The following is a 22,954-nucleotide window of genomic DNA, read 5'->3' as shown; positions in this document are numbered from 1 at the left end:
CCTGGGCCAAGACCCAGGGCGTCTACAACATGGTCCGCGACTTCAAGCAGCGCGGCGTGCCGATCGACTGCGTCGGCCTGCAGTCGCACTTCAACGGCAACAGCCCGTACAACAGCAACTACCGCACCACCATCTCCAGCTTCGCCGCCCTCGGGGTGGACGTGCAGATCACCGAGCTGGACATCCAGGGCGGCTCCGCGCAGACCTACGCCGCCGTGACCAACGACTGCCTGGCGGTGGCCCGCTGCGCCGGCATCACGGTGTGGGGGGTGCGCGACCAGGACTCCTGGCTCGGCGCCAACGCCAGCCCGCTGCTGTTCAACGGCGGCAACAAGAAGCCCGCCTACGACGCGGTCCTCAACGCCCTGAACGCCGCCAACCCCGGCCCCACGCCCACGGTGACCCCGACGCCGCCCGGCGACAACGGCCAGATCAAGGGGGTGGCCTCCGGTCGCTGCCTGGACGTGCCCAACGCCAGCACCACGGATGGCACCCAGGTGCAGTTGTGGGACTGCAACGGCCAGTCCAACCAGCAGTGGAGCTCGACCTCCGCGGGTGAGATCAAGGTGTACGGCAACAAGTGCCTGGACGCCGCCGGCACCGGGAACGGCACGAAGGTGCAGATCTACGGCTGCTGGGGTGGCGACAACCAGAAGTGGCGCGTCAACTCCGACGGGAGCATCGTCGGCGTGCAGTCGGGACGCTGCTTGGACGCCGTTGGCACAGGCACCGCCAACGGCACCCAGATCCAGCTGTACGACTGCTCAGGCGGCGGCAACCAGAAGTGGGCCTGGAGCCGTTCCTGAAGCCGCGTCGGTAGGCCCATGACTTCGCCGCAACCGGTGGCCGGTTGCGGCGAAGCGCGTGCGAGGGTCTGCGAGCGTCGTCGGGTTCACACGCCCGTGATGGTCCATTGGTTGTTGGTGCTGTTGTTCGGCGTCCACATGGCGACGGTGGAGCCGGCTGTGCTGTTGCCCATGCCGTCGAGGGCCGTGCCGGTGCCGCGGTTGATGATCTGGTAGCGGCCGTTGCCCGTGCTGTTGAGACGCCACTGCTGGTTGTTGCCGCCGCCCCACGCCGCCTGCCTGGCGTTGGCTCCGTTGGCGGTGTTGCCCCAGCTGTCGGCGACCATGCCGTTGGTACGGTTGACGATGCGGTACCACCCGCCGCCCAGGTCCACGAGCTGCCACTGCAGGTTGGTGCTGCCGTCCCAGTTCCACTGCTTGAGGTTCGCCCCGGAGGCGACGTTCCCGCCGCTGTCCAGCGCCAGGCCGGTGGTCGCGTTGGTGATCCGCACGTAGGTCGCCGGCGGGGGGCCGCCGGACCCGGTCATGCGGTACGTACGACCGGCCTGGCCGGTCAGCCCGATGACGTCGTTCTCGGGTTTGGCGACGCTGACGGTGTCGCCGGTCGTGGTGTCGACCACCTGGTAGGTCCCGGCGAAGATCCGGCTGCGCACGTTGACCGTCCCGTCACGGTCGAACCTGACGAGGATCTCGGTGGCCCCGCCGGAGCTCCACGTCGCGTCCACGGTATAGCCGCCGCGTCCTCGAAGACCCTGCGCCTTCCCGCTCGGCCAGGCCGCCGGGAGCGCCGGCAGGACGTGAAGCTCGCCGTTGTGGCTCTGCAGCAGCATCTCGGCGATGCCGGACGTCGCGCCGAAGTTGCCGTCGATCTGGAACGGCGGGTGCAGGTCGAACATGTTGGGCGCGAGCCGGGCCGTCGTCACGAGGGCGCGGATCAGGTCGTGCGCCCGCGTGCCCTCCTCCATCCGCGCCCAGTAGTTGATCTTCCATGCCAGCGACCAGCCCGTGCCGTCGTCACCGCGCAGTTCGAGGGTCCGCCGCGCGGCGGTGTACAGCGCGGGGGTGCCGCGCTTGGTGATCTGGTTGCTGGGGTGCAGGCCGTAGAGGTGGGAGATGTGCCGGTGGTTCTGCTCGGTCTCGACCCAGTCGTACAGCCATTCCTGGATGTTGCCGCGTGAGCCGGTCTTCATCGGCGGGAGCCGGTCCCGGGCGGCGAGGACCTGCGTCCGGAAGCTCGCGTCCGTGCCCAGGAGCTCGCTCGCCTTGGCGCAGCCGTTGAACAGGTCCCGCAGGATCTGGTTGTCCATCGTCGGTCCGGCGCAGACGCTGACGCCCGCGTGGTGGGTCAGTTCCGGGGAGTTCGACGGGTTCGTGACCAGATATTTGAGGCTCGGTTCTTCCACGAGGGTCTCCAGGAAGAACTGCGCGGCCCCCTTCATGGCCGGGTAGTACTGCCGGAGGAAGTCGAGGTCGCCGGTGAAGAGGTAGTGGTCCCAGATCATGGTGGCCAGCCATGCGCCGCCGGTCTGCCACATGCCCCAGGTCGCGCCGTCGACGACCGAGCTGCCCCGCCACCCGTCGGTGTTGTGGTGGGTCACCCAGCCGCCGGCGTTGTACTGCACCCGGGCCGTGCGGGCGCCGCTGACCGTGAGGTCGTTGATCATCCTGAACACCGGCTCGTAGCACTCCGACAGGTTGGTCGTGTCGGCCGGCCAGTAGTTCATGGGCAGGTTGGCGTTGAGGGTGTACTTCGAGTCCCAGGACGGGGTCAGCGAGTCGTTCCAGATGCCCTGCAGGTTGGCGGGCTGGGTGCCCGGCCGCGAGGAGGAGATCAGCAGGTAGCGGCCGTACTGGAACAGCAGCGCCGAGAACTGCGGGTCGTTGCCGCTCGCGTGCTGCGCGATCCGCACGTCGGTCGGCTGGTCGGCCGCCGAGGTGCGGCCGAGGTCGAGCGTCGTGCGCCCGAACAGCCGCTGGTAATCGGCGGTGTGCCGGCCACGCAGGTCGTCGTAGGTCCGGCCGGCGGCGGCGTCGAGATGGCGCCGGGCGATGCCCTGGTAGTCGCCGCTGACGTCCTTGTAGTTCACGTAGCCGGAGCCGATGGAGATCAGCACCGTCACGCTGTTGGCGGACCTTACCTGCAGGGTGCCGCCGGAGCTGCTGACACTGCCGCCTTCGGCGACGGCCCGGGCCAGCGCCAGGAACTTGACCTTGCCGGCCAGGCCCCTCTGGTCGCCGGAGATGCCGTCGAGCGCCACCGTCGTGCCGTCCGGGCTGGACCGCGTCGTCCGCTGCGGGCTGCCGAACGTCGCGGAGAACGTGATCGAGCCGGGCTTGTCGGCGGTCAGGCGGACGGCGATCACCTGATCCGGCGCGCTCGCGAGCACCTCGCGCCGGTACCGTACGCCGTTCTGCAGGTACGTCACCGTCGTGGTGGCCGTGGTCAGGTCCAGGGAACGGTTGTACTCCGAAACCCCGGTGGCGCTGCCGAAGGTCAGTCGCAGATCGCCCACGGGCTGGTAGGCCAGCTGAGCCGAAGGGTTGCCCAGCATGTTCTGGTCGACCAGGGTCTGGGCCTGGCTCCACTGGTTCTGGAAGACCAGCTGCCGGATCTGCCCCAGCGCCGCCGCGCCCTTCGTGTTGCTCTGGTCGTACGGGCCGCCGGCCCAGATGGTGTCCTCGTTGAGCTGCAGCCGCTCGGTGTCGACGTTGCCGAACACCATGGCGCCCAGGCGGCCGTTTCCGATCGGAAGCGCACGCAGCCACTCCGTGCCGGCGCTTTCGTCGTACCACAAGGCCAGATCGTTCGCGGCTCTCACCTCCGCAGGCGCCACCGACGCGGCCCGAGCCGCGGCCGTCCATGGTATGGGCAACAGCGCGCCTCCGGCTCCAACCGCGCCGAATCTCAGCACTTGTCTTCGCGATAAATCAGCCATTTCGGTTCTCCAAGCCCTTGGGGGTTTCGCGGGCGGTCGGCCTCCGTCGGGTACGAGCACGAGCCTCGCACCGGGCGTGCCCATGGCCATCGCCGGGGCGATGAGTCGTCCCGGCGATGGCGCATGGTCAGCTGTCACGGGCTGTCAGGCGCGGGTCCACTTCTGGTTGGTGGCGCCGGTGCAGGTCCAGATCTGCACCTTGGTGCCGTTGGCGGTGCCGTACCCGGACACGTCCAGGCACTTGTTCGCTCCCACCGCGGTGATGGTGCCGTCGGCGTTGAGGCGCCACTTCTGGTTGTTCTGGCCGTTGCAGTCCCAGATGATCACGGCGGTGCCGTCCGCCGTCCCGGCCCCGTTCACGTCCAGGCACTTGCCGCCGTAGACCCGCAGCTCACCGGAGCTGGTGGAGGCCCACTGCTGGTTGGCCTGGCCGTTGCAGTCCCAGATCTGCGTCTGCGCGCCGTTGGCCTGCGAGGCTCCGCTGACGTCCAGGCACCGCCCCGACCCCGCGCCCTTGAGCGCGCCCGCCGCCGGCGGATCAACCGTGGGGGTCGGTGTCGGGTTCGGGTCGCCGCCTCCGAACTGCGTGAAGAAGTTCCACACCACTGGCCTGGTCCAGGACTTCTCGCCGGGCTCGAAGTCGCCGGGCTTCCCGTCCACGGGACCGGGGGTGTGGCCGGCGTCGAACGCCGCCCACGCGACCGGATACCCCGCCCGGCACCCCGAGTAGGTGGTGACGACGTGCGTCAGGCTGCCCTGCGCCGGCTCCGGCGGGTTCTGGGGGGTGCAGCCGTTGTTCCTGACGAACCTGTCACGCAGCGACCGGCCCGCGGAGATGTTGAGCACCGGATCCCTGAGGCCGTGCAGCCCGATGTACGCGATGGGCTCGTTGCCGCCGCTGCACCCGCTGAGCTGCCCGCCGGAGTAGACCGCCACCGCGCGGAAGACCGTCGCCCGGACGCACGCGAGCGCGTAGCTCATGCCGCCGCCGTAGCTGAAGCCCATGGCGAAGCGCTGGGAGGTGTCCACACAGAGGTCCGCCTCGATCCGCCGGATCATGTCGTCGACGAAGGTGACGTCCTCACCGCCCGAGTTGGCCCAGCCGTTGTTGAAGCCCTGAGGCGCGACGAAGATGGCGGTGTTGTTCGACAACGCCCTGAGCCCGTAGTAGGACCAGGGGTAGCCGCTGGTTCCGCCCCCGTCGACATCGTTGGCGGTTCCGCCATTCCAGTGGAATCCGAAGATCAACCGGTAGGGGTTATTGTTGTTGTAGTTGTCCGGAATTCTCAGAATGTAGCTGCGATTTTTCCCGCTGGTGGTAATCGACTGCGTACCGCTTCTCAGCGTCGGGGTCTTGCCGCATCCCGCGGTGCCCGCGAGGGCGCTCCGTTGTGCGAGAGACGGGGGCGCGCTGTCGCCCAGCGCCGTATGCACCGTGGCCAGGACGATGAGCAGTACAGCGGACGCGATAGCGGTGAAGAGGTACCTGAGCCTCGACATCACGCGAATTCCTTTGCCGTTCTTGGGGGTGAGAAACGTAAAAGGGAAGCCACTTCCACCACCTTTTCCGGAGGTGCGGGCGTTGGAAGTGTTAGCGCTCACTCAACGCCGCAGTAATGGGATCTCCTTTCTTCCTGGCGGCTGGAGGCGATGGTGCAGCGGAGCAAATATGACCGTGACAAGACCTGTCAAGGCTCGGCCTTCTCGACGTTGGGGGCCTGTGCCTGAGGCGACCCGTCGCTCCGGCGTCTGACCAGGAGAAGCGGCCGTGGCCGCCACTGACGTGCCGCGATGAAACTTTCACGGCCCTCGATCGAATCGGTTCCGAGGACGTGAACGGGTGCTAACGCCGCAGCCGCACGGGGTCGGCCGGTCCGCTGCGGCGGACGATCCAGGCCTCGGTGATGTGATTGAACATCGCCTCGGCGGCGCCCCCGGGATCGTGGGCGGCGATGCGTTCGTAGATGCGGCGGTGGCCGAGGTTCGACGCCACGCAGAGTGCCCGCTCGGTCCGGCCCAGGTATCGGGCGGTGTTGATGACCTGGCTTTCCAGCGCCCGTACGACGCCCCGGGCGATGCGGTTTTCCGACGCCTGCATGATCGTGTCGTGGAAGGCGCGGTCGCTTTCGGCGTACGTGACCGGGTCGTCCACGAGCTCGTCCATCCGATCCACCAATGCCCGCAGCTGCTCCACGGTGTCCGGCCCGGCCAGGCGGGCGGCGACGTTGGCCATGTCGGACTCCAGCACCCGCCGTGTGACGACGAGGTCGTCGAGGATCGCCAGGCTCTCTTCCTCGGCGATGGTCGCGGCGAGGACGAGCTCGTCGAGCATGTCCCACATCGTCGGCGGGGTCACCATGGTGCCGGAGCCCTGACGGACCCGCACCAGTCCCTTCTCCTGCAGGAGTTTCACCGCTTCCCGGACGACGGTGCGGCTCACGGAGAAGGCCTCGCACAGCGCGGGTTCGGGGGGCAGCGATGTCCCCGGCGGGTGCACCCCGCGAACGATGCGCTCCACCAGCTCGGCTGTCACCGCTCTGGCGAGACTGGCAGGACGTCGCACCCAGGCCGGTGGCGTCGGGACGCTGCCAGGCGTTTCCTGCGATGTCGTCATAGACCCCTCCTGGCGCGCCACCGCGTCAGTATACGTGAGCCCTATTGACGTTATACGTCATACGAATTATGTTTGCGCCTGGTCCAGCGGTCCTCGGAAAGCGGGCAGCAATGAAGCAGCGAGCATTGTGGTCGGCCTTGATGGCCGCCGCGCTGGTCCTGGCCGGTTGCGGGAGCGCGGCCAGGACCCAGTCACCCTCCGGAAACTCGACGCAGAAGCAGCAGAAGATCGTGGTCTGGGACTGGAAGTCCGGTGAACCGGCCGCCGCCGCCTACATCGAGAAGGCCAAGGCCGACTTCGCCAAGCGGCATCCGGGAGTCACCGTCGAGTTCGTCTCCCAGCCGTTCGACCAGTACTACACCCTGCTCGGCACGGCCATCCAGTCCAGCAAGGGGCCCGACGTCATGCTCTTCAACGGGGGAGGGCAGATCCGCGACCGGGTCACCGCGCTCCTTCCGCTGGACCAGTACGTGGCCGAGGACAAGAGCCGGCTGGCGGGCTGGGACGCGTTCAGCAAGGACGGCAAGACCTACGCCGCACCGGTGACCCTGCAGGGGCACCCGATCTACTACAACAAGACGCTCTACGAGAAGGCCGGCCTCGACCCGGCGAACCCGCCCAAGACCTGGAACGAGTTCGTCAGCGGCTGCGCCGCCATCAAGAAGGCGACCGGGGCCACCTGCTTCGCGCTCGGCAACAAGGAAGGCGCCGGAATCCAGTTCTTCCTGTCGGGCCTCGGATCCGGCGTCCTGACGCCTCAGGAGTACGACGACTGGATCGCCGGGAAGCGCGACTGGACCTCTCCTCACGTGAGGCGGATCTTCGAGCTGTGGAAGGACGCCGGCGACAAGGGGCTGAACAACGACGGCGCCAACTCCACCGCGATGTTCACCGACATCTTCAGAGTCTTCGAGACCGGTAAGGCCGCGCACATCATCGGCCTGATGTCGGACATCGGGCACTGGAAGGACTTCGGCGAGTTCCTGCCGCCCGACAAGATCGGCGTCATGCGGGCCCCCGTCGTCACCGGCGGAGCCACTCCGAGTCTTCCGTACGACGGCGGCATCGGCTACGCGGTCGCCAAGTGGACGAAGGACCCCGCGCTGGCCGCCGATCTGGTGCGATCCCTGACCTCGACCGACGCCTTGACGGCGTTCTACTCGAAGGCCGGCGCGATCGCGTCCGACACGACGATCGACTTCTCGCAGGCCGGCCCGGCCGTCGCCACGATCGCGTCCGAGATCAAGACCGGCAAGCCCGCCCTGCACGTGGCGCTGTCCTCCAAGACCCTGGACCTGATGGGAAGACTGTCGCAGCAGCTCCTGAGTGGTTCGACCACCGTGGACAAGGCTGTGGAGCAGCTGGCCGCCTCCGACCGGGCGGGCTGACCGCGTGCCGATCGGAAGTCCGTCCCCGTTGGTCCGCCCGGCCGGCTCCGTGCCGGCCGGCGGAGGGACCGTCAAGCACCGGGGACGCCGCCGGGACACCCGTAGGGGGCGCGCGGAGCGCCTCGCGCCCTACGTCCTGGTGGCCCCGGCCGTACTGATCATCGTGGTGCTGCGCCTGTGGCCGCTGGTCCTGGGGGTCAACTTCTCCTTCACGGGTGACGGCGAGCTCAACGGAACGCCGGTCGGCCTGGGCAACTACCTGGAGCTGGCCGGCGACCCGTTGTTCCGCACCTCGCTGCGTAACGTCGGGCTGCTGGTGCTGCTGCTTCCCGTGGCGGTGGCGATTCCGGGGCTGCTCGCGACCTTCATCTATCTGCGCGTGCCGGGTCACCGGGTCTACCGCAGCGTCTATTTCTTCCCGGCCGTGCTCTCGCCGGTGATCGTCGGTGCGATCTTCAACCTCATGCTCGGGTTCGACGGCCCGTTGAACGCCGTCCTCGGAGGGGTCGGCGTCGGCCCGGTCGACTGGCTCGGCGATCCGGGCATCGCCATGTTCACGGTTGTCGGCGTGCACGTATGGGCGACGTTCGGGATGGCCCTGGTGGTGTTCCTCGCCGGATTCAGCACCCTGGACGCCTCGCTGCTGGACGCCGCCCGCGTGGACGGCGCGTCGCTCCGCCAGATCATCTGGCACGTGATCATCCCGAGCCTGACGCGCACCATTCAGTTCGTCTTCGTGACCACGATGATCGGGATGCTGACATCCATGTTCGGCCTGCTCTTCGTCATGACCAGCGGAGGCCCGGAGGGATCGACCTACCTGCCGGAGTTCTACATCTGGCACCAGCAGGGACAGATGAACCGGCCTGCGCTCGCCTCGGCCGCCTCGACGGTTCTCTTCGTCGTCATGCTCGTGGTGGGGCTCCTGCAGATCACTCTGCTCCGCCGCACGGGGAGGCAGGACTGATGCCCGGCAGACGTCTGGCCAGGTGGGTGGCCGCTGTCCCCATGGCCGTCCTCGCGCTGGCGACGATCTATCCTCTCGTGTTCACCGCCAACGTCGCGATGAAGACCCGCCGCGACTACGTCCTCGACCGGTTCTCCCCGGCGGGTTCCCTGCGCTGGGACAACCTCGCCGAGGCGTGGGCCGGCGCCGGAATGGCGCGGTTCTTCGTCAACTCGTTCGTCGTCGTGGCATTCGCCGTGGCCCTGCTGCTGCTGTTCGGGTCGATGGCGGGCTTCGCGCTGAGTCAGCTGCGGTTTCGCGGTTCTTCGGTGATCTTCCTGGGCTGTCTCGCGGGGCTGTTCGTCCCGTTCCAGGTGATCATGGTGCCGCTCACCAGGGTCATGGCCGACAGCGGGCTCATCGACACCTATCCGGGACTGATCCTGGCCTACGTCGCGCAGTTCCTCCCGTTCACCGTCTTCCTGATGACGAGCCACTACAGGACCATTCCGGCGGAGATCGTCGACGCGGCCAGGATCGACGGGAACACGGTGTACGGCGTGTACCGGCGGATCATGCTCCCGCTGGGCGTTCCGGCGCTGCTGTCTGTCGGCATTCTCGACGCCTTGTTCTGCTGGAACGACGTGCTCATCTCCCTGCTCATGATGCCGTCGCCCGAGCATCGCACCCTCATGATCGGGGTCAACGCGCTGCGCGGACAGTATTCCGACGACATCCCCACCTTCGCCTCGGGGGTCCTGATCGCGGCGGTACCCGTGCTGATGATCTATCTGTTCCTCCAGCGCCAGATCGCCGACGGCGTCACCGCCGGTTCCACGAAGGGCTGACATGCGGATCACGGGGTATCGGACCACGACGACGGTCCAGGAATGGGGCCGTCCCGTCGGTGACGCCAACGGCGTCTTCGCCGATGGAGTGGTATCGGTGCCGCTCGTCATGGTGGACACCGACGAGGGGATCACCGGTATCGGCCTCGGGCCGCACGTGGAGATCGAGGCCGTCTTCGCCGCGATCGAGGGCGAGGATCCGCGCGGCGTGACGGCGCTCTACGACCGCATGCTGCGGCAGACCTTCAAGGCGGGCCACGCCGGCGCCGTGTTCGGCACGATCGGCGCGCTCGACACCGCTCTGTGGGACATCAAGGCACAGTTGGCCGGTGAACCGCTCTGGCGGTTGCTGGGCGGACGCGACCGGCGGGTGCCCGCCTACGCCTCAGGCCTCGACATCGGCCTGACCGACGACGAACTCGTCTCGGCTTACCAGCTCTACGCCGAGCACGGTCTGCGCGCGGCCAAGATCAAGGGCGGCCTCGACATCGAACGCGACCGGCACCGCCTGACGCTGGTACGGGACGTCCTGACCGAGGCCGGGCACGGATCGCGGCCGGGCCTGATGCTCGACGTGAACGAGGCCTGGACCCGCAAGCAGGCGGTCCGGCACGTCTGCGAGCTCGAACGCACCCTGGACCTCACGTGGATCGAAGAGCCGGTCCGGCGGTGGGACGCCGAAGGCCTGGCCGTGGTCGGCCGCGGGATCCGCGCCTCCGTCGCCACGGGGGAGAACCTCACCGGGCTCGAGCAGTTCCGTCCGCTGCTCGCCGCGGGGGCCGTCGACATCGTCCAGACGGCCGCGGTCTGGGGGGTGTCCCACTTCCTCCGGGTGTCCGCTCTGGCGCACGCCCATGAGCTGCCGGTCAGCCCGATCGGGACCACGCCGGTCGCGCTGCTGCACGCCGCGACGTCGGTGCCGAACCACCTGGCCAGCGAGTTGCAGGACCTGCACCCGCCACTCGGACTGTCGCTCGACCTGTACGTCGAGGACGGCGCGTTCATCCTCGGAGACTCGCCCGGTCTGGGCATCACGATCGACGAGCACGCGATAAACGCGTGCACCCGCAAGCCGAACGCCAGGGCCGCCGAGGGCCCCAACATCCGCCCGGAACCCGCCGGACGACGGCTGCTGGCGGTCAACGGCGACTTCCATCCGGCCACCGCCTCCCCTCATTGGGCGGAGTAGGTGGCCGGCGTTCGGTTTGCCGAGGGACCGGGTCAGCGGTAGCCGGCGGTGATGATGTTGGCCTGGACCGCGTTCTCCGTGGCGTCGGTGGGATAGCCGGCGACCATGGCTCCTTCGTAGAAGGTTCCGGCGCTGAGGTTGGCGCCGCCATCAGGCTTGCAGCAGTCGCCGCCGCTGCCCAAGATGATGGCCCCCTGCTTCTTCATCGGGCTGTAGCCGTTGGGGAGCGATCCGTCGTACAGGGTGTACAGGCTGCCGGACTGCGCGTTGCTGCCCTTGATGGCGAACCGGCTGGTGCCGTTGTTCTTCAGCGTGGCGGTGACGAACTTGTGGGGGAAGGCCCGCTGGTTGGGGTTCCAGGACTGGCTGCCGCCGGGGTAGAGCCCCCATTCGAGGTCGGCCTGGACCCAGGGGCCGGTTCCCTGGCAGCCGCCGAACCAGCACTGGGTGCTGAAGTTGATGGCGTCCATGGCGCCGGCGGCGTCGGCCTTCCTGGTCGTCTCGCTGTTGCCGTAGTCGAAGCAGCAGCCGCCGTTGACGTGGGTGCCGCTGGTGACCATGTACATGCCCTCGGGTGCGCTGCCGGTGGGCACGCCGGTCAGGTGGCCGTCCCGCCAGTAGCTGTTGCCGGGGTTGATGTAGAGCGAGTACGCCTTGCCGCCGCCGACGGTGAGCGACTCGGTGGTGGCGATCGCGGGCCTGCTCTGAGGGGAGCCGGGGACCACGCTGGATCCCTGGTACCACAGGTCGTTGCCCCGCCCGGACTGGTCGTACACGACGGTCATGACGCACGTGGTGCCGGTGCAGAACGAGTCCTGGGCCGCGGCGTCGGCGACACCGCCCGCGGTCAGCACGGCGATGTTCCTCGTCGTGTTGTCGGAGGAGCGCCTGACCTGGTAGAGGTTGCCGTTGTACGAGCCGTAGAGCGCCCGTGTCGTGCTGTGCGCGGCCACGCACGGCGTGCCGCCGGAGGCGTAGATGTCGCACGGGCGCGCGCCGGGCGGCGGCGGGGTCGGCGTCGGGGTGGGCTCGGCTCCGGTGGTCCATTTCTGGTTGGTGCCGCCATGGCAGGTCCAGATGTGCACCTTGGTGCCGTTGGCGGTGCCGTACCCGGAGACGTCCAGGCACTTGTTCGCGCCGACCGCGGTGATGGTGCCGTCGGCGTTGAGGCGCCATTTCTGGTTGTTCTGCCCGTTGCAGTCCCAGATGATCACGCTGGTGCCGTCGGCGGTGCCGGCGCCGTAGGCGTCCAGGCACTTGGTGCCGTACACCCGCAGCTCACCCGCGGCGGTCGACGTCCACTGCTGGCCGGGCTGGCCGTTGCAGTCCCAGATCTGCACCTGCGCGCCGTTCGTCTGCGAGGCGCCGCTGACGTCCAGGCACCGCCCCGACCCCACGCCGACCAGTGGCGTGGTCGCTGCGGAGGCCGGTGCCGACCAGGTCAGGGCGGTGGCCAAGAGGACCGCCAGCGCCGCCACCACGGCTGCGACGACGGCCGCCCGGGAGCCCGATAAGGGAACGGATGAAGGCTGCATGTCGTACTCCTTGGGGGTAGGGCGAGACGGAGACAGCCGCGCTCGGAGGCCGGTGCGAATCGATTCGCCACCATAGTGCGTTCACTCAGGAGGGGAGGCAGCGGTGTACAGCGAAGCACATACGACGGGTTGACCGCCTGTCAAGGCTCCGTCCTGTCCGGCGGGCTGCCGGAAGCCCCGCCCGGCGGCACTCGTGGTGGGGCTCGATGAAACGTTCATCCGCCGCAGGCTCGGCTGATCACGTCCGTCGGATTGCCGGCTGGGCGAACCGGTTCGGCCCGCCGGATCACTGGGATGAGAAGAGGCGCTGCTGGATCTCTCTCCGGTAGTCGTCGAGGGTGTTGTCGATGTGCGTGGCCGCGGCCTGGGCGGCCGCTTCCGGGTCGCCGGCGCGGATGGCCCGGTAGATGGCGTCGTGCTCCTCGACGGCCTTGGCGGCATGCCCGCCCACCGACCCGCTCAGCCCGATGAGGTTGGACTGCGCCTGCAGCCTGCGGGCCTCCCGCACCGCCACCTGGAGGAACATGTTGTGCGAGGCCGTGGCGATGGCGGTGTGAAAGGTGTCGTCGCCCTGGTTGAACAGGTCTTCTTGGCCGGTCTCGAAGCCGTGGCGGCACAGGCCGGCCGCCTCCTCGATGGCCCTCAGCTCCGCGGGGGTGGCGCGGCGGGCGGCCAGCCTGCTGGTCTCCATCTCCTGCACCCGGCGGAACTCGAACAGCATGTAGACGTGGTCGAGGTCGGTCGGGAGGAAGAAGGAGGCCCAGCGCCCGGTGCCGAACATCCCCTCGTCGTCGGCCACGTACAGGCCGCGGCCCTTCTGGGCGCGTACCCGGCCGAGCGCGGAGAGCAGCTTCACCGCTTCGCGTACCACCGTGCGGCTGGTGCCCAGTTGCCGGGCCAGCTCGATCTCGGTCGGCATGCGGTCACCCGGACGCAGGCCGAGCCGGACGATCAACTCCAGCACCTGCTCGGCCGCCACCTCGTAGCCCGGCCGGTATCCGCTCTCGCGCGGGGTGTCGGTCACCGTGCTTCCTCCTCGCCGTTCCCTGCAAAGTATGACTGATGAGGGCGCCCTCCCAGGGCCTCAGGCGCTGGGGTCATGAGTACGACACATCTGAACGGTTCATATGAAACCGATCGGCGCGGGTGTGCGCGGCGCGGGAATTCATGCTGGTAAATGGCGCAAATCGGCTAACCATGGCCGGAGCCTCGGTGTGCAAATGGTGAAATAAGCGGGCTTAAGGTCTTGACGGACATCAATACTCACAACGTAATTAGAGGCGAAGACCCTCAGAAGGGCGTCACCTGCCCGAGCAGCAGGGCGTGACCTGGCCACACCCGTACCCCCCAAAGGAACCACCGTGCAGTCATCTTCGCCCGTCACGGCGCTGAGACCGTTCCTGATCGGCATCGTCGCGGCGCTGGCCGCGGCGTTCGCCCTCGTCGCCCCCGCCACCCCGGCCCTCGCGGCCACCACGACCCTCTACGCGTCACCCACCGGCACCGGCACCGCCTGCACCTCCACCCAGCCGTGCTCGCTGTCCGCGGCGCAGACGGCGGTGCGTTCGCTGAACGGCGCCATGTCCGGGGACATCGTCGTCGAACTGGCCGACGGGGTGTACCGGCTGACCGCGCCGCTCCGGCTGACCGCCGCCGATTCCGGGAACAACGGCTACACCGTCAAATGGCAGGCCGCGGCGGGCGCCCGTCCCGCCATCAGCGGAGCCAAGGCGGTCACCGGATGGACCGTGGCCGATTCGGGGAAGAACATCTGGCGCGCCGACGTCGGCACGGGGATCGACACCCGGCAGCTGTACGTCAACGGCGCCGTCGCCACGCGGGCGCGCACGACCGTGAACCGGTCCGACTTCACCGCCACCACCACCGGTCTGAGGTTCGGCAACAGCGCCCTGAGCTATCTGAACAACCTCGCCAACCAGAACCGGGTCGAGATGGAGAGCGTGGGCTCGTTCACGGACCGCTACGTGACGGTGCAGGGCATCAGCGGGAACTTCATCACGATGCAGCAGCCCGGCTGGAACAACAACACCTTCGGGTACGACACCTTCACGCAGCCGCACCGGGCGGGTCCGCTGTACCTGGAGAACGCCTACGAGTTCCTGGACGCGCCGGGGGAGTGGTACATCAACCCCGGCACCGGCGTCCTGTACTACATCCCGGCTGCCGGGCAGAACATGAGCAACGTCAGCGTCGAGCTCCCGATTCTCCAGTCCCTGGTGAACGTCGGGGGCACCTACGACGCGCCCGCGCACCACATCACGTTCAGCGGGATCACGTTCTCCGGCACGACCTGGCTCGGGCCCAGCGGCAACCAGGGCTACGCGGACCAGCAGACCGGCGCCTACATCGCGGGCAACTGGAACTGGCCCGCCGACAGGCTGACCTCCTGCCAGGAGGGGTGCCAGCAGTTCGAGGCCGCGCGGCCGAACTGGCAGCAGATGCCGGCAGCCGTGCAGGTGTCCGCGGCCGGCAACATCACCTTCACCGACTCCCGGTTCGTCAACCTCGGCCAGACGGCCGTGGGCATCGGCAACGACGCCAACGCGCACGCCAGCGGCGTCGGCCTGGGCGCCGGCGACATCACGGTCACCCGGTCCGAGATCGCCCAGAGCTCGGCCGGCGGCATCGTGGTGGGCGGCGTGCGCGCCGACGCGCACCACCCCAGTGACCAGCGGATGGTCAACCGGAACATCACCGTCAGCAACAACCGCATCCACGACCTCGGCCTGGACTACCGGGGCATCGTCTCGGTCCTGACCACCTACGTCACCAACACCGACGTGTCACACAACGAGGTCTACAACCTGCCGTACACCGGCATGTCGATCGGGTACGGCTGGGGCGCCAACGAGCCGGGCGGCAGCAACCAGTACGCCAACCGCGGCCTGTACAACTACCAGCCGCGTTACACCACTCCCACCACCGCGTCAGGCAACAAGCTCATCGGCAACTACGTGCATGACGTCATGCAGCAGATGACCGACGGGGGCTGTATCTACACGCTGTCGTGGAACCCGAACGCGGTGATCAGCGGCAACCACTGCCTGCGGACCAACGGCTGGTTCGGGATCTACTTCGACGAGGGCTCCAAGTACTACAGCGTCACCGGCAACGTGCTCTCGAACACCGGCACCTGGGCCACCGCCAACTACTGGGGCGGCGAGAACATGGGGAACTTCACCGTCACCGGCAACTGGTCGACCAACGGCAGCACCAACGTGACCAACGGCGACCGCGGCAATGTGGTGAACAACAACGTCACCGTCACCAACGGCGCCTGGCCCGCGGGCGCCCAGGCCGTGATGGCGTCCGCCGGGCCCCAGGGCCAGCCTTCGGGGAGCACGGGTGCGTTCAAGGGTGCGGGGTCGGGGCGGTGCCTGGACATCAGCGGAGCCTCGCAGGCCAACGGCGCGCAGGCGCAGATCTGGGACTGCAACGGGCAGCCGAACCAGCAGTGGACCTCCACCAGCTCCGGTGAGCTGCGGGTCTACGGCGCCAAGTGCCTGGACGTGAACGGGGCCGGGACGGCGGACGGCACCGCCGTGATCATCTGGGACTGCAACGGGCAGAACAACCAGAAGTGGCGACTCAACGCCGACGGCACCATCACCGCGGTGGGAGCGAACAAGTGCCTGGACGTGTCCGGGTACGGCACCGCCAACGGCACCAAGGTGCAGATCTGGACCTGCACCGGCGCCACCAACCAGAAGTGGACCCGCGCCTGACGACGCCCCCACCCTCGAGGGCGGGAAGCGTGCCCTCCTTGCTCGAATCGCTTCGATAGTGGAGGAACACTCATGCCCCGACGTCCGTGGCTCACCTTACTGACCACGATGGCGCTGATCACTCCCGGAGCACTCGCGCTCGACGCCTCCCCGGCGAACGCCCTCGCCATCCCGGCGGCCGACTACCAGCAGGTGTCGCTCGCGTCGGGAGGTGCCGAGCTGGGTGAGGCGATGTCGCTGGCCGTGATGCCGAACCGGTCGGTGGTGCACACGGCACGCGACGGCACGGTGCGCGTCACCGATGTCAGCGGCAACACGAAGGTGGCCGGCAGGCTCAACGTCTACAGCCACGACGAGGAGGGCCTGCAGGGTGTGGCGGTGGACCCCGACTTCGCGTCCAACCGGTACCTCTGGCTCTACTACTCGCCGCGGCTGAGCACGCCGAACGGTGATGCGCCGACCAACGGCTCGCAGGCGCAGTTCGACCAGTGGAAGGGCGAGCTGCACCTGTCCCGGTTCATCCTCAAGGCGGACGACACGCTCGACCTGGCCAGCGAGAAGGTGGTCCTGCGGGTCCAGAACGACCGCGGCCAGTGCTGTCACGTGGGCGGCGACCTCGACTTCGACGCCGCCGGAAACCTCTATCTGACCACCGGCGACGACAGCAACCCCTTCGAGTCCAGCGGCTACTCCCCGCTGGACGAGCGGACCGACCGCAACCCGCAGTTCGACGCCCAGCGCTCGGCCGGCAACACCAACGACCTGCGCGGCAAGCTCCTGCGCATCAAGCCGCAGCCCGACGGCACCTACACGATTCCCAGCGGCAACCTGTTCCCGCCGGGGACGGCGAAGACCCGGCCGGAGATCTACGCGATGGGCTTCCGCAACCCGTTCCGGATGAGCGTGGACAAGGCGACCGGCATCGTCTACCTCGGCGACTACGGGCCGGACGCGGGGGTGACCAACTCCAACAGAGGGCCGAGCGGGCAGGTGGAGTTCGACCGCATCACCGGTCCGGGCAACTACGGATGGCCGTACTGCACGGGCACGAACACCACCAGCGAGACCTACAACGAATGGAACTTCGCCACCAACAGCACCGGCCCGAAGTACAACTGCGCGGGCGGCCCGACCAACAACTCCTTCCGTAACACCGGCCTGACCACGCTGCCTGCGGCGAAGCCGGCGTGGATCAGGTACGCGGGGGACGCCGGAAGCCCGCCGGAGTTCGGCTCCGGGTCGGAGTCGCCGATGGGCGGTCCGGTCTACCGTTACGACCCCAACCTGAACTCGGCCGTCAAGTTCCCCCAGGCGCTCGACGGGCGGTATTTCGCCGGTGAGTACGGCCGGCGCTGGATCAAGGCGATCGAGGTCAAGGCGGACGGCGCCTACGGGGAGATCTCGGCGTTCCCCTGGACGGGGACGCAGGTGATGGACATGGCCTTCGGGCCTGACGGGGCCCTGTACGTCCTCGACTACGGCGACGGCAACAACAACCAGGCGCTGTATCGCATCGAGTACATCGGCAGTGCCAACCGCAACCCGATCGCCAAGGCGTCCGCCGACAAGACGTCGGGACCCGCTCCGCTGACGGTGAACTTCTCCTCGGCGGGCAGCTCCGACCCGGAGGGCGGCGCGCTGACGTACTCGTGGAACTTCGGCGACGGCACCACCTCCACGGCGGCGAATCCGAGCAAGACCTACACCACGAACGGCGCCTACACGGCGACGCTCACGGTCCGGGACCCGCAGGGTCTCACCGGCACGGCGAACGTGATCGTGAACGTCGGCAACACCGCGCCGACGGTCACCCTCACCACCCCCGCCGACGGGCAGCTGTTCTCCTTCGGCGACACCGTGCCCTTCCAGGTCACCGTCACCGACCCGGAGGACGGCACGATCGACTGCGCCGGGGTCACCGTCGCCTACTTCCTCGGCCACGACAGCCACCGCCACCAGATCACCTCCAAGACCGGCTGCTCGGGCTCCATCTCGGTGCCGGTGGACGGTGAGCATGACGCCGCGGCCAACATCTACGGCGTCTTCGTGGCCTCGTACACCGACAAGGGCGGTCTGACCTCCACCAGCGACCGTACGCTCCAGCCGCGGCACCGGCAGGCCGAGCACTTCGGCGCCCAGCAGGGCATCCAGACGGCCGACCACGCCACCGCGGAAGGCGGCAAGACGGTCGGCTTCACCGACGACGGCGACTGGATCTCCTTCCAGCCGTACAACCTGGGCAACGCGACGAGGATCACCGCCCGGGTCTCCTCGGCCGGCGCGGGCGGCCGGATCGAGGTCCGCGCGGGCTCGGCGACGGGCACACTGCTGGGAACGGTGAACGTGGCGAGCACCGGCAGCTGGGACACCTTCGCCGACGTCTCGGCGAACCTCAGCGGCGCGCCGGCCGGCACCACGACGCTCTATCTGGTCTTCCGCGGCCCGACCGGACAGGGCTACCTGTTCGACGTGGACGCCTTCACTCTCGACACCGGCACCCCGCCCTCGGGGAGCACGAGCGCGTTCAAGGGTGTGGGGTCCGGTCGGTGCCTGGATGTCAGCGGAGCCTCGCAGGCCAACGGCGCGCAGGCGCAGATCTGGGACTGCAACGGGCAGTCGAACCAGCAGTGGACGTCGACCGCCGCGGGTGAGCTGAGGGTTTATGGCGGTAAGTGCCTGGATGTGAGCGGGGCCGGGACGGCGGACGGTGCCTCGGTGATCATCTGGGACTGCAACGGGCAGAACAATCAGAAGTGGCGCCTCAACGCCGACGGCACGATCATGGCGGTGGGGGCGAACAAGTGCCTGGACGTCAACGGCACCGCCAACGGCACCAAGATGCGCATCTGGACCTGCTCCGGAGGAACCAACCAGCGCTGGACCCGCGTCTGAAAGGACACCCCATGCTGCGACATCTCACCCCCGCCGCGCTCGGGCGCATCGCGGGGAGCGACCGGAGGACATCTGTGCTGCGACGCCTGTCAATGACGGCGGTGGCGATCACCGCCGCCGCGACGGTGATCCCCGCCATCCCCGCCCAGGCCGCCGCCTTCAAGGTGCTGGTGTTCTCCAAGACGGCCGCGTTCCGGCACGACTCGATCCCCAACGGGATCCAGGCCATCCGCGACCTGGGGGCCGCCAACGACTTCGCCGTCGACGCCACCGAGGACGCGAACGCCTTCAGCACGGCCAACCTGGCCCAGTACAAGGCGGTGGTGTTCCTCAGCACCACCGGTGACGTGCTGAACGACAACCAGCAGGCCGCCTTCCAGACGTACGTGGACGGCGGGGGCGGTTACGTGGGAGTGCATTCGGCGGCGGACACCGAGTACAACTGGGCCTACTACGGGCAGCTGATGGGGGCCTGGTTCAACAACCACCCGGCGATCCAGCAGGCCACCGTGCGGAACGAGGACCGGGCGCACGCCGCGACCGCCCACCTGGGGGCGACCTGGTCACGTACCGACGAGTGGTACAACTACCGCACCAACCCCCGACCGAACGTCCGGGTGCTGCAGAGCCTGGACGAGGGCAGCTACAGCGGCGGAGGCATGGGCGATCACCCGATCACGTGGTGCCACCCCCAGTCCTCCGGCCGCGCGTTCTACACCGGCCTGGGCCACACCAAGGAGTCGTACGCCGATCCGAACTTCCGCACGCTGCTGCTCGGCGGAATCCGGTACGCGGCCAAGGCCACCAACGCCGACTGCCGCCCGGAGACCGGGTACACGACGTTGTACAACGGCTCGACGACGGGCTGGTCGCAGGCCGGGCCAGGGTCGTTCGCCAACAGCGACGCCACACTGACCTCCCAGGGCGGCATGGGCATGCTGTGGTACAACGCCAAGGAGTTCCGCTCCTACTCCGTCAAGCTCGACTGGAAGATGACCGGCGACTCCAACTCCGGCGTGATCGTCGGTTTCCCGGCCACCAGCGACCCCGACGCGGCGCTCAACACCGGGTATGAGGTGCAGATCGACGCGACCGACACTTCTGACAAGACGACCGGGGCGATCTACGGGTTCAAGGCCGCCGACATCGCCGCCCGCGACGCGGCGCTGAACCCGCCGGGTCAGTGGAACACCTATGAGCTGCTGGTGGAGGGTGAGCGGCTGCAGGTGTTCCTGAACGGCACCAAGATCAATGATTTCACCAACACCGATCCGGTCCGCTCGCTCCAGCAGGGCTACGTCGGCATCCAGAACCACGGGTCCGGCGACGTGGTGTCGTTCCGCAACATCCGCGTCAAGGAACTGACCAGCACACCGGGCGGTACGGGCGCGCTCAAGGGTGTGGGGTCCGGTCGGTGCCTGGATGTCAGCGGAGCCTCGCAGGCCAACGGCGCGCAGGCGCAGATCTGGGACTGCAACGGGCAGTCGAACCAGCAGTGGACGTCGACCGCCGCGGGTGAGCTGAGGGTTTATGGCGGTAAGTGCCTGGATGTGAGCGGGGCCGGGACGGCGGACGGTGCCGCGGTGATCATCTGGGACTGCAACGGGCAGAACAACCAGAAGTGGCGCCTCAACGCCGACGGCACGATCACGGCGGTGGGGGCGAACAAGTGCCTGGACGTCAACGGCACCGCCAACGGCACCAAGATGCGCATCTGGACCTGCACCGGAGGAACCAACCAGCGCTGGACCCGCGTCTGAGGCCACCCGTCCACACCCTCGCGCGGCCCCCGATCGGGCCGCGCGAGCCACAGGGACGCGGCGATCAACGAGTGGCCGTGGTCACGACTCCTGGGTGCCGAACACGGTGTTGTGGCGCAGCTGTTCGGCACACCACCGGAAGTGCCCGTCCTCGTCGCCCATGCCGAACAGATCGTAGGTGGTGAGGGCGTATACGGCCTGGTAGGCGAGGAGGGCAGCGGGCGCGTAGCCGAGTTCTCGCGCGAAGAACCGGATGAGTTCCGTGGTGTGCTCCTCGGCGTACGGGCCGTACATGTCCCAGACGGCCGCGGTGACGGCCGCCTCGAAGGCCGGATCGCCCGCGGTCGTGTAGAAGCCGAAGTCCAGGACGGCGACGGGCCGGCCGGCGGCATCGGTGTGGATGTTGGGCGGCACGAGGTCACCGTGGATCGCCGTGACAGGAGCATCGGGAAGCGACCGCAGGGCGTCCAGCGTGCGTTCGACCCCCGCGCTGAAGCCCGGCACATGCACAGCCAGCGCGGAGCCGTGCCGGGCCGCGGCTCGAACGACCAGGGCCGCGAGCGCGTCCTGGAAGCGGTCGTGCCCCTGCCACAGCGGACGGTCGTCGCCCTGGACGGTGAGCCGGCGCATGGCATCGGTACCCGGCACCGAGGCGAGGCCGCGCAGGACGGTGAGCAGCGCGTCCCCGTGATGAGCGGGCAGCTTGTGCGCAAAGTCGCCCCGCATCGGGACGCCCGGCAGCTCACGCTCGTACGTCACCACGACACCCTCGTGCTCCTGGACCTGGAGGATCTCCGGGGTCGCGAATGGCAGCCGGTGTCGCGCGATGTCCGCGTACACCTGGCGGGTGAGTTCGGTCGGCGGCCGGCCGGTCCACACCTTGGCGACCTGGCCGTCGCCCAGCCTGTAGACGACGCCTTCGACGCCGGCACCGAGACGGCGGGCTCCTGGGTGTCCGCGCTCGGCGAAGTATCCCGGCCACGGATCGGCGGCGCGGGCCTCCCCGGCTTTCAGCGAGATCTCCATCTGCGCATTAGACCAGCAGCTGTACCGGGCCTACCAGGCATTTTCGAGGTGCGCGGTCAGCGACTTCGCCGGGCCAGTCCGGCCAGGAGTTCCTTGACCTCGGTCGCGTCGTAGCGGTCGCGGTCGAAGGGGCCGATGAGCAGGGGGCCGTCGTCGGGGCTGTCGGGCAGGCGGCCGTGGCTGCCCCGGACCGGTGCCGGGTCGAGCGGCACCACCGGCATCGTGTAGCGGAAGCCCAGTTTCTTCTTGGCCAGTGCGGTGGCGGCGCGGAGTTTGACGAATGGGTCACGTGGGTTCATGAACAGTTCGGCGGGGTCGTAGCCGGGTTTGCGGTGGATGTCCACGAGCCTGGCGAAGTCGGGGGCGCGGTCGTCGGTGAGCCAGTAGTAGTAGGTGAACCAGGCGTCGGGTTCGGCGACGGCGACGAGTTCGCCGGCGCGTTCGTGGTCGAGCCCGTACTTCGCCTTTCCTGCCTGGTCGAGTACCTCGTCCACGCCGGCGAGTTCGGTGATGACGGTGCGGGTGCGGTCGAGGTCGGCGGGGTCGCGGACGTAGACGTGGGCTACCTGGTGGTCGGCGACGGCGAAGGCCCGGGATGTCCACGGGTCGAGGTATTCCATCCCGGCTTGGGTGTGGACTTCCAGGAGCCCGGCGGTGCGCAGCGCCCGGTTGATGTCGATCGGGCGGGATGCGGGGGTGATGCCGTACTCCGACAGCACGACCACCTCCGCGTCCTCGGCGAGCAGCGGAGCCAGGGCGGCGTCGACGGCGCGGGCCGCCGCGATCGCTTCGGGGCCGGCGGGGCCGTGCCGTTGGAGGTCGTAGTCGAGGTGTGGGATGTAGATGAGCAGCAGGTCGGGGTGTTCGCGGGTCAGGATGTGGCGGGCTGCGGCGATGATCCATTCGGAGGAGGTGATTCCTGCGGTTGGGCCCCAGTAGGTGAACAGGGGGAACGGCCCGAGGGCGGCCTCGAGGTCGTCGTGGAGTGAGGGTGGGCGGGTGTAGCAGTCGGGGTCCTTGCGGCCGTCGGCGTGGTAGATGGGGCGGGGGGTGATGAGCAGGTCGGTGGCCGCGCCCATGGCGTACCACCAGCAGACGTTGGCGGTGCGCAGGCCGGGTATGGCGGTCCACAGTTGGTTGCCCTGGATGAGTGCGTTGTGCTGGCGCCACAGGAGGACCTCGCCGAGGTCGCGGAAGTACCATCCGTTGCCGACGATGCCGTGGTCGCGGGGCATCGCGCCGGTCAGGAGGGTGGCCTGCATCGAGCA

The 22,954-nt window shown here is 68.5% G+C and carries 15 protein-coding genes; 8 read left to right on the top strand and 7 right to left on the bottom strand.

The genetic code is table 11. The features are described from left to right. The coding region (locus tag ACWEPL_RS59010; protein ID WP_452441859.1) for an endo-1,4-beta-xylanase at positions 1 to 806 on the top strand (806 nt) is incomplete at its 5' end. 86 nt (positions 807 to 892) lie between these two features. On the opposite strand, the gene ACWEPL_RS59005 is transcribed toward ACWEPL_RS59010, so the two are convergent. The 3 genes from ACWEPL_RS59005 to ACWEPL_RS58995 form a co-directional block, all read right to left on the bottom strand. Then, positions 893 to 3,601, bottom strand: coding sequence for a glycosyl hydrolase family 95 catalytic domain-containing protein (locus ACWEPL_RS59005; protein WP_452441858.1), 2,709 nt, complete (start codon positions 3,599 to 3,601; stop codon positions 893 to 895). Positions 3,602 to 3,886: 285 nt separating this feature from the next. Beyond that, positions 3,887 to 5,242 (bottom strand): lectin, encoded by a 1,356-nt coding sequence (locus ACWEPL_RS59000; protein WP_452441857.1) that lies wholly within the window; start codon positions 5,240 to 5,242, stop codon positions 3,887 to 3,889. Between the two features lie 343 nt (positions 5,243 to 5,585). Continuing rightward, a complete protein-coding gene (locus ACWEPL_RS58995) occupies positions 5,586 to 6,275 on the bottom strand; it encodes a FadR/GntR family transcriptional regulator (RefSeq protein WP_452441856.1) in 690 nt (229 codons plus the stop codon). A gap of 191 nt (positions 6,276 to 6,466) precedes the next feature. Here ACWEPL_RS58995 and ACWEPL_RS58990 point away from each other — a divergent pair, with 191 nt between their 5' ends. From ACWEPL_RS58990 to ACWEPL_RS58975, 4 genes are read left to right on the top strand one after another with little or no spacing between them, the layout of a single operon-like run. Further along, the gene (locus tag ACWEPL_RS58990) at positions 6,467 to 7,744 is read left to right on the top strand and encodes an ABC transporter substrate-binding protein (RefSeq protein ID WP_363982906.1); all 1,278 of its coding nucleotides are present in this window, start codon (positions 6,467 to 6,469) and stop codon (positions 7,742 to 7,744) included. Between the two features lie 4 nt (positions 7,745 to 7,748). Further along, the gene (locus tag ACWEPL_RS58985) at positions 7,749 to 8,711 is read left to right on the top strand and encodes a carbohydrate ABC transporter permease (RefSeq protein ID WP_452441855.1); all 963 of its coding nucleotides are present in this window, start codon (positions 7,749 to 7,751) and stop codon (positions 8,709 to 8,711) included. Then, positions 8,711 to 9,538, top strand: coding sequence for a carbohydrate ABC transporter permease (locus ACWEPL_RS58980; protein ID WP_363982900.1), 828 nt, complete (start codon positions 8,711 to 8,713; stop codon positions 9,536 to 9,538). Before ACWEPL_RS58985 ends, ACWEPL_RS58980 begins: the two co-directional genes overlap by 1 nt. Before the next feature lies 1 nt (position 9,539). After that, entirely contained in the window at positions 9,540 to 10,727 is a 1,188-nt protein-coding gene (locus ACWEPL_RS58975) for a mandelate racemase/muconate lactonizing enzyme family protein (RefSeq protein ID WP_452441854.1), read from the top strand. A 32-nt stretch (positions 10,728 to 10,759) separates the two neighbouring features. Here ACWEPL_RS58975 and ACWEPL_RS58970 read toward each other — a convergent pair whose 3' ends face one another. Together ACWEPL_RS58970 and ACWEPL_RS58965 are read right to left on the bottom strand one after the other, a co-directional pair. After that, positions 10,760 to 12,262: an arabinofuranosidase catalytic domain-containing protein gene (locus ACWEPL_RS58970; protein WP_452441853.1), complete on the bottom strand. Its 1,503-nt coding sequence runs from the start codon at positions 12,260 to 12,262 to the stop codon at positions 10,760 to 10,762. 286 nt (positions 12,263 to 12,548) lie between these two features. Beyond that, complete coding sequence (locus ACWEPL_RS58965) at positions 12,549 to 13,286, bottom strand: FadR/GntR family transcriptional regulator (RefSeq protein WP_350743100.1); 738 nt, start codon at positions 13,284 to 13,286, stop codon at positions 12,549 to 12,551. Positions 13,287 to 13,623: 337 nt separating this feature from the next. Between ACWEPL_RS58965 and ACWEPL_RS58960 the strand changes: the two genes are divergently transcribed. The 3 genes from ACWEPL_RS58960 to ACWEPL_RS58950 all read left to right on the top strand — a co-directional run bounded on the left by ACWEPL_RS58960 (position 13,624) and on the right by ACWEPL_RS58950 (position 20,660). After that, positions 13,624 to 16,008 (top strand): RICIN domain-containing protein, encoded by a 2,385-nt coding sequence (locus ACWEPL_RS58960; protein WP_452441852.1) that lies wholly within the window; start codon positions 13,624 to 13,626, stop codon positions 16,006 to 16,008. A 72-nt stretch (positions 16,009 to 16,080) separates the two neighbouring features. Next, positions 16,081 to 18,900, top strand: a complete 2,820-nt coding sequence (locus ACWEPL_RS58955) for a carbohydrate-binding protein (protein ID WP_452441851.1) — start codon at positions 16,081 to 16,083, stop codon at positions 18,898 to 18,900. 11 nt (positions 18,901 to 18,911) lie between these two features. Further along, positions 18,912 to 20,660, top strand: coding sequence for a ThuA domain-containing protein (locus tag ACWEPL_RS58950; protein ID WP_452441850.1), 1,749 nt, complete (start codon positions 18,912 to 18,914; stop codon positions 20,658 to 20,660). Positions 20,661 to 20,741: 81 nt separating this feature from the next. On the opposite strand, the gene ACWEPL_RS58945 is transcribed toward ACWEPL_RS58950, so the two are convergent. After that, on the bottom strand, positions 20,742 to 21,686 hold the full coding sequence (locus tag ACWEPL_RS58945) for an aminoglycoside phosphotransferase family protein (protein ID WP_452441849.1): 945 nt from the start codon (positions 21,684 to 21,686) through the stop codon (positions 20,742 to 20,744). Positions 21,687 to 21,742: 56 nt separating this feature from the next. After that, positions 21,743 to 22,954: alkaline phosphatase family protein (locus ACWEPL_RS58940; RefSeq protein ID WP_452441848.1), on the bottom strand; the 1,212-nt coding region annotated here is incomplete at its 5' end.

The sequence above is a fragment of the Nonomuraea sp. NPDC004186 genome (assembly GCF_053603495.1).
The sequence above is the reverse complement of the archived record's forward strand: the minus strand, read 5'-3'. Positions and strand labels throughout refer to the sequence as shown.

Coding starts and splice junctions, on each gene's coding strand:
- ACWEPL_RS59000 (WP_452441857.1), bottom strand. CDS start 5,242: ATGTCGAGGCTCAGGTACCTCTTCACCGCTATCGCGTCCGCTGTACTG.
- ACWEPL_RS58990 (WP_363982906.1), top strand. CDS start 6,467: ATGAAGCAGCGAGCATTGTGGTCGGCCTTGATGGCCGCCGCGCTGGTC.
- ACWEPL_RS58980 (WP_363982900.1), top strand. CDS start 8,711: ATGCCCGGCAGACGTCTGGCCAGGTGGGTGGCCGCTGTCCCCATGGCC.
- ACWEPL_RS58975 (WP_452441854.1), top strand. CDS start 9,540: ATGCGGATCACGGGGTATCGGACCACGACGACGGTCCAGGAATGGGGC.
- ACWEPL_RS58970 (WP_452441853.1), bottom strand. CDS start 12,262: ATGCAGCCTTCATCCGTTCCCTTATCGGGCTCCCGGGCGGCCGTCGTC.
- ACWEPL_RS58955 (WP_452441851.1), top strand. CDS start 16,081: ATGCCCCGACGTCCGTGGCTCACCTTACTGACCACGATGGCGCTGATC.
- ACWEPL_RS58950 (WP_452441850.1), top strand. CDS start 18,912: ATGCTGCGACATCTCACCCCCGCCGCGCTCGGGCGCATCGCGGGGAGC.
- ACWEPL_RS58945 (WP_452441849.1), bottom strand. CDS start 21,686: ATGGAGATCTCGCTGAAAGCCGGGGAGGCCCGCGCCGCCGATCCGTGG.